The organism is Erwinia oleae, from assembly GCF_000770305.1.
In the GTDB taxonomy this organism is placed as follows: domain Bacteria; phylum Pseudomonadota; class Gammaproteobacteria; order Enterobacterales; family Enterobacteriaceae; genus Erwinia; species Erwinia oleae.
In genome coordinates, this window is sequence record NZ_JNVB01000116.1 from 1 (window position 1) to 6865 (window position 6865).

Below are 6865 nucleotides of genomic sequence, written 5' to 3' on the forward strand. Positions count from 1 at the left end.
GGGTTAGACCCCGTGAGGCCTATCTGGCTATTGTACAGGATATACGTATCCGCTTAACGAACAAGAACCTCACGCGCGTCTTTCATCAGGGCCCGAATCGGTGACGATTCATCATGGCCGTTTATAGTACCGCAGTCTCTCCCCTTTATTTTTACTGAAGAGCAGACAGAAACCATAAATACCGGCTTTGACATGCCGGGGAAGCCCTTATAGTACAATATTTTCCGTTTCCCAAACGGAGCCCCTCGATAGCGTTCGCAAAAAGAAAAAATTCCTGCCCGGTCTCTTGTTTTTTATTTCGTTGTAATGATAATCACTCTCGTTTGAATTTGCATTTCTCTACTTTTATTTAAACTGATTCACATTCGAGGATGCTGGCATGTTCGTTCCGTTTCTTATCATGCTGCGAAAGGGGCTGGAAGCCGCGCTGATTGTCAGCCTGATTGCCAGCTACCTGAAGCGAACCCACCGTGGTCAATGGCTGGGCGCAATGTGGATTGGCGTTTTCAGCGCTGCTGCGTTGTGTCTGGCATTGGGCTGGTTTATCAACGAAACCACCGGCGAATTTCCGCAAAAAGAGCAGGAACTGTTCGAAGGGCTGGTGGCCGTGGTGGCGGTATGTATTCTGACCTGGATGGTGTTCTGGATGCGCAACGTTGCACGCAATGTCAAAGCGCAACTTGAAGACGCGGTCGACAGCGCGCTGAAGAAGGGCAACAACAGCGGTTGGCCGCTGGTGATGATGGTGTTCCTCGCCGTGGCGCGCGAGGGGCTGGAGTCGGTCTTCTTCCTGCTCGCGGCATTCCAGCAGGATGTCGGCATTGCGCCGCCGACCGGTGCCGTTCTTGGGCTTGCTACCGCCGTCGTGCTCGGCATGCTGATTTACCAGGGCGGCCTGCGTCTCAACCTGGCCGCGTTTTTCAAATGGACCAGCCTGTTCATCCTGTTCGTGGCCGCCGGGCTGGCGGCAGGGGCTATCCGTGCTTTCCATGAGGCGGGACTGTGGAACCACTTCCAGTCCGTGGCGTTCGATATGAGTAACACGCTTTCCACCCATACGCTGTTCGGCACGCTGCTTGAAGGCCTCTTTGGCTATCAGGAAGCCCCGTCCTTCAGTGAAGTTGCCGTCTGGTTTATCTATCTGCTTCCTGCGCTGGCGCTGTTTTTCAAACCCGCGCCTGCCCGCGCACACTAACTTTTACAGGGAATCACTATGAATTGTTTCCGTTATTCCATGCTGGCGCTGGCTGTGCTGTCAGGCCCGGTCGCCGCCGCCGCTGATGTGCCACAGGTCAACGTGACCGTTAACGACAAACAGTGCGATCCGATGAATATCACCGTTAAGGCCGGTAAAACCCAGTTTGTGATCAAAAACAACAGCCAGAAAGGGCTGGAATGGGAGATCCTGAAAGGCGTGATGGTGGTGGAAGAGCGTGAAAATATTGCGCCGGGCTTTACCCAAAAGCTTACCGCCACCCTTCAGGCCGGTGAGTACGAGATGACCTGCGGCCTGCTCAGCAACCCTAAAGGCAAGCTGATTGTGCAGGGCGACAGCAAAGCCGTAGCTGGCAAGCAGGATCTGTTGCAGCTGGCCAGGCCGATCGCTGATTACAAAACTTACGTGACGCAGGAACTCACCGGGCTGGTCAGCGGCACAAAAGCGTTTACCGATGCGATAAAAGCGGGCGACCTGGACAAAGCCAAAGCGCTGTACGCACCGACCCGTCGCCACTACGAGCGCATTGAACCCATCGCCGAGCTTTTCGCCGATCTGGACGGCAGCATTGATGCCCGCGAAGACGACTATGAGAAGAAAGCGGAGGATCCGCAATTCACCGGCTTCCACCGACTGGAGAAAGCGCTGTTCGGCGACGGCAGCACCAAAGGGATGGAAAACTACGCCGATAAACTCAACAGCGATGTGCTGGAACTGCAAAAACGCGTCAGCGAACTGGCGTTCCCGCCGGGCAAAGTGGTGGGCGGCGCGGCGGGCCTGATTGAGGAGGTCGCTTCCAGCAAAATTTCCGGCGAGGAAGATCGCTACAGCCGTACCGATTTGTGGGACTTCCAGGCCAACGTCGACGGCGCGCAGAAGATCGTTAACCTGCTGCGCCCGATGCTGCAAAAGCATGATGAGCAACTGTTGGCGAAGGTAGATGCTAACTTTGCGAAAGTGGACGGCGTGCTGAAAAAATACCGTACCAAAGACGGCTTCGAGTCTTACGACAAGCTCACCGATGCCGATCGTAACGCGCTGAAAGGGCCGATTACCACGCTGGCGGAAGATCTGTCGAAGCTGCGCGGTACGCTGGGCCTGGACTGAACGCTGATGGCACGACAACCCATTGACGGCGCGGCGCGCCGTCGTTTACTGAAGGGGATGGGGCTTCTCAGCGGCGCGTTGGCGGTGGGCGGCGGCTGTCCGGTACAGGCAGCACCGGCAGAACGCTCTTTTTCGCCGGGCGTGCTGTCGCCCGGCGCGCGTCTTGAGGCCCAGCCTTTTTATGGTTTACATCAGGCGGGGATTGTCACGCCCCAGCAGTCCGCCATGATGCTGGTAGCCTTTGACGTGCTGGCGGCGGACAAAGCCGATCTGACCCGGCTTTTCCGGCTGCTGACGGCGCGCATCGCTTTCCTGACCCGGGGCGGTAAAGCGCCGCGGGTCACTAATCCGCGCCTGCCGCCGATGGATTCCGGCATCCTGGGCGACGGCATCTTTCCGGATAATCTGACGCTGACGCTTTCGGTCGGCAACAGCCTGTTTGACCAGCGATTCGGACTGGCGGCGCTCCGGCCGCGTAAGCTGCAAGCGATGACGCGTTTCCCCAACGACGCGCTCGACGCGCGCCTCTGTCACGGCGATCTGCTCCTGCAAATTTGCGCCAATACCAATGACACGGTGATCCACGCGCTGCGTGACATCATCAAATACACGCCGGATCTGCTCAGCGTACGCTGGCGGCGGGAAGGGTTTATTTCCGATCATGCCGCACGCAGCCACGGCAAGGAAACGCCCATTAATCTGCTGGGCTTTAAAGATGGAACGGCCAACCCTGACAGCAACAACGCGTCGCTGATGAACCAGATGCTGTGGGTGACGGCGGAACAGGGCGAACCCGCCTGGGCAGTGGGCGGCAGCTATCAGGCGACGCGGATCATACAGTTTCGCGTAGAGTTTTGGGACCGTACGCCGCTGCGCGAGCAGGAGAACATCTTTGGCCGCGTCAAGCACAGCGGCGCGCCGCTGGGCATGAGCAATGAGCATGACGTGCCTGATTACGCCAGCGATCCCGACGGTGAGGTCACGCCGCTGGATGCCCATATCCGGCTGGCCAATCCCCGTACCGCCGACAGCCAGGACAGCCTGATGATGCGACGCGGCTACAACTACTCGCTGGGCGTCTCGAATGCCGGGCAGCTCGATATGGGGCTGCTGTTTGTCTGTTATCAGCACGATCTGGAGAAGGGCTTTCTTACCGTGCAGAAAAGGCTCAACGGCGAGGCGCTGGAGGAGTATATCAAGCCCATCGGCGGCGGCTATTTCTTCGTGCTGCCCGGCGTGCCGGACGACAAACATTATCTGGGGCAGACCCTCCTTGAAGCCTGAGTAATTCAGGCTTTAACCCGCTTCGCGCCACCACTTTTTATCTGTCTTTCAAATCATGTCATCCGATCGGCGTGTTATCCGTCACCAGTAACTCACGCGTAATCGCTGCAATATTTCTGGCCCCGGTTAGCGTCATCGCCACGCGCATCTCTTTCTCGATCAGATTGAGCAGATTCGCCACGCCTTTTTCGCCGTGCGTCGCCAGCGCGTAGAGGTAAGCGCGACCTAACAGCACGCAGTCTGCCCCCAGCGCAATCATCCTCACCACGTCCAGCCCGTTGCGAATGCCGCTGTCCGCCAGAATGGCGATCTCGCCTTTCACCGCGTCGGCAATGGCGGGCAGGGCACGCGCCGTCGAGAGCACGCCGTCGAGCTGGCGTCCGCCGTGGTTGGATACCACGATGCCGTCCGCGCCGAAGCGCACGGCGTCGCGGGCGTCCTCCTTATCCAGAATGCCTTTGATCACCATCGGGCCGTCCCAGAATTCACGTATCCACTCCAGATCTTTCCAGGCGATAGAGGGATCGAAGTTTTTCGCCAGCCAGCCGATGTAATCTTCCAGCCCGGTTGGTTTGCCCAGATAGGCAGAGATATTGCCCAGATCGTGTGGGCGACCGTTTACGCCGACGTCCCATGCCCACTGCGGATGCGTCACCGACTGCCAGTAGCGGCGCAGCGCGGCGTGCTGGCCGCTCATGCCGGAGTGCGCATCGCGATAGCGGGCGCCGGGCGTTGGCATATCCACTGTAAATACCAGCGTCGAGCAGCCAGCCGCTTTGGCGCGTTCCAGCGCGTTGCGCATAAAACCGCGATCGCGCAGCACATAGAGCTGAAACCACATTGGACGATTGAGCGTTGGCGCCACTTCTTCAATCGGGCAGACGGAAACGGTCGAGAGCGTGAACGGGATGCCTTTTGCCGCTGCTGCTCCGGCCGCCTGCACTTCGCCGCGTCGGGCGTACATGCCGCACAGGCCGACGGGCGCGAGCGCCACCGGCATGCTCAACCGCTCATTAAACAGCGTGGTTTCCAGACTCAAATCGGACATGTTTTTCAGCACGCGCTGGCGCAGCGCAATTTGCGACAGGTCATCCACGTTACGTCTGAGGGTGTGCTCCGCGTAGGCACCGCCGTCGATATAGTGGAACAAAAAGGGCGGCAGCGTACGCTGTGCCGCGGCGCGGTAGTCGCTGGCAGCAGAGATAATCATGCGTCATTCTCCTTGAAAAAGTCGTTACCGTCGCCCGGCAGGCGGGTGATACGCGCCTGCCGGGCGGCATCGTCGTCAAAGCGTTTAAGGGTGGTGTGAACAAAACCAAGATGCGCCATCATCGCTTTACGCGCGCCGTCTGCATCGCCTGCCAGAATGGCGTCCATCACCGCCTGATGCTGTTCGGAAAGCTTTGCAAACACCGGCGGGACGAGGTACATCCGCTGGCGGCTCTGCTTCACGGAGGTTTGCAGCAGGTCAAAAAAGCCGCGCATGGTTTGCAGCAGCACCACATTGTGGGAAGCCTCGGCGATGGCAAGATGAAAACGCACGTCCGCCAGCGAAGCCAGATCCGGATCGGCACTGAGCGTTGCGTCATAGCAAAGCCGCAGCTTCTCTTTGTCGCTTTCCGTCGCCCGCATCGCCGCATGCCACGCCGTGCTCGCCTCTATCGCGTGGCGCGCTTCCAGAATGTCGTAGCTGTAGTCAGGATCGCCCGCCATCAATGTGCGGATCGGCTGCACAATGTTTTGCTCAGACCAGGCTTCATGCTGCCAGCGCACAAACGTGCCGCCGCCACGGCGACTCAACAGCAATCCTTCGCTGTTGAGCTGCCGCAGCGCCTCACGAAGTGAATTACGCGAAACGCCCAGATCGGCCGCAAGCTGTCGTTCCGCCGGGAGGCGCATACCGGCTTCCAGGCGCTGCTTATGGATCAGCGTTTTAATCCGCCCGGCCAGGTTGTTTGTCGGGCGGCGATCCTCCGTAGTCATGGGATCATCCAGGTCAGAACATAGGCTTGCAGACTGGTAATGAGGCCCACCATGCAGGTAAATATCAGGCTGTGTTTCACCGTGAATCGAAACAGATCGGACTCTTTCCCCACCAGCCCGACGGCGGCGCAGGCGATAGCGATAGACTGCGGCGAGATCATCTTTCCGGTGACGCCGCCGGTGGTGTTGGCCGCTACCAGCAGCACGTCAGAGACGCCAATCTGCTGCGCGGCGGTGGCCTGCAACGCGGCGAACAGGGCGTTTGATGAGGTATCCGAGCCGGTCAGGAACACGCCCAGCCAGCCGAGAAAAGGTGAGAAGAAGGTAAAGGCGCTGCCGGTATGCGCCAGCGCCAGCGCAAGGGTGGATGACAGTCCGGAGTAGTTGGAGATAAAAGCGAAGGCCAACACCGTGCCGATGGAGTAGATCGGCAGCGCCAGTTCCTTCAGCGTGGCGGCAAAGGTTTCTACCGCCGCGCCGGGCTTCATCCGCAGCCAGATAACAGACAGGATCGCCGCGACAAGAATGGCCGTGCCGGTGGCGGAGAGCCAGTCGAATTTGAACACTGCCGCATAAGGCGTCGCCTCATTGACCACCGGCGGCATACGGGCAACCAGCTTATTCAGCCAGGGCACCGGGACAGTCATCACCAGGTCATACAGCGCGCCACCCGGCGCAAACAACGCTTTGAACGGCGGGATGCTCCACAGCGTGACGGTGGCGGTCAGAAACAGAAACGGTGACCAGGCGCGGAGAATCTGACCGGGCGTATAGTGCGGTTGCTCTGAAGGCGCAATGACCGCTTGCGCATCGGCAAAACGGAAAATCCGTGTTGGCTTCCAGCGTTTAAGAAACAGCGTCAGGCAGACCAGCGAGACCAGTGAAGAGATAATGTCCGGCAGCTCCGGGCCAAGAAAATTGGCGCTCAGAAACTGGGCGATAGCGAAAGAACCGCCCGCTACCATCACTGCTGGCCACGTTTCCTTCACCCCGCGCCAGCCATCCATGATGGCCATGATCCAGAACAGCACGATAATTGTCAGGAACGGCAGCTGACGGCCGACCATCTGCCCGATTTCAAAACTGTCGAGCCCGGTCACCTGGCCCGCGACAAGAATCGGAATGCCCATTGCACCAAAGGCGACCGGCGCGGTATTTGCGATAAGACACAGGCCCGCCGCATAGAGAGGATTGAAACCCAGCCCAACCAGCAGGGCAGCGGTGATGGCGACCGGCGCGCCAAACCCTGCCGCACCTTCCAGAAAGGCGCCAAAT

Annotated in this window: 6 protein-coding genes; 3 read left to right on the forward strand and 3 right to left on the reverse strand. The window is 59.0% G+C overall.

Annotated elements, in window-relative coordinates; translation table 11 throughout:
- Positions 1-379 precede the first annotated feature (379 nt).
- Genes efeU through efeB form a run of 3 tightly spaced genes read left to right on the forward strand, consistent with a single transcriptional unit; the run spans position 380 to position 3607 of the window.
- Positions 380-1195, forward strand: a complete 816-nt coding sequence (efeU, locus tag GS12_RS21635) for an iron uptake transporter permease EfeU (protein ID WP_034950800.1) — start codon at positions 380-382, stop codon at positions 1193-1195.
- 18 nt (positions 1196-1213) lie between these two features.
- Positions 1214-2323, forward strand: coding sequence for an iron uptake system protein EfeO (gene efeO, locus GS12_RS21640; RefSeq protein ID WP_152601470.1), 1110 nt, complete (start codon positions 1214-1216; stop codon positions 2321-2323).
- Between the two features lie 6 nt (positions 2324-2329).
- Positions 2330-3607, forward strand: coding sequence for an iron uptake transporter deferrochelatase/peroxidase subunit (gene efeB / locus GS12_RS21645; RefSeq protein ID WP_034950806.1), 1278 nt, complete (start codon positions 2330-2332; stop codon positions 3605-3607).
- A 58-nt stretch (positions 3608-3665) separates the two neighbouring features.
- Here the strand turns inward: efeB and lldD are convergent, their stop codons facing one another.
- From lldD to GS12_RS21660, 3 genes are all read right to left on the reverse strand, one after another.
- Entirely contained in the window at positions 3666-4817 is a 1152-nt protein-coding gene (lldD, locus tag GS12_RS21650; protein WP_034950809.1) for an FMN-dependent L-lactate dehydrogenase LldD, read from the reverse strand.
- Positions 4814-5590, reverse strand: coding sequence for a transcriptional regulator LldR (gene lldR / locus GS12_RS21655; protein ID WP_034950812.1), 777 nt, complete (start codon positions 5588-5590; stop codon positions 4814-4816). The genes lldD and lldR overlap by 4 nt, the downstream gene beginning before the upstream one ends.
- On the reverse strand, positions 5587-6865 hold a 1279-nt coding region (locus GS12_RS21660), incomplete at its 5' end, for a lactate permease LctP family transporter (protein ID WP_034950815.1). The genes GS12_RS21660 and lldR, both read right to left, overlap by 4 nt.

Bases quoted from the DNA above. Each gene is read 5' to 3' on its own strand.
- efeU (WP_034950800.1), top strand. From the start codon at position 380: ATGTTCGTTCCGTTTCTTATCATGCTGCGAAAGGGGCTGGAAGCCGCG.
- efeO (WP_152601470.1), top strand. From the start codon at position 1,214: ATGAATTGTTTCCGTTATTCCATGCTGGCGCTGGCTGTGCTGTCAGGC.
- efeB (WP_034950806.1), top strand. From the start codon at position 2,330: ATGGCACGACAACCCATTGACGGCGCGGCGCGCCGTCGTTTACTGAAG.
- lldD (WP_034950809.1), bottom strand. From the start codon at position 4,817: ATGATTATCTCTGCTGCCAGCGACTACCGCGCCGCGGCACAGCGTACG.
- lldR (WP_034950812.1), bottom strand. From the start codon at position 5,590: ATGACTACGGAGGATCGCCGCCCGACAAACAACCTGGCCGGGCGGATT.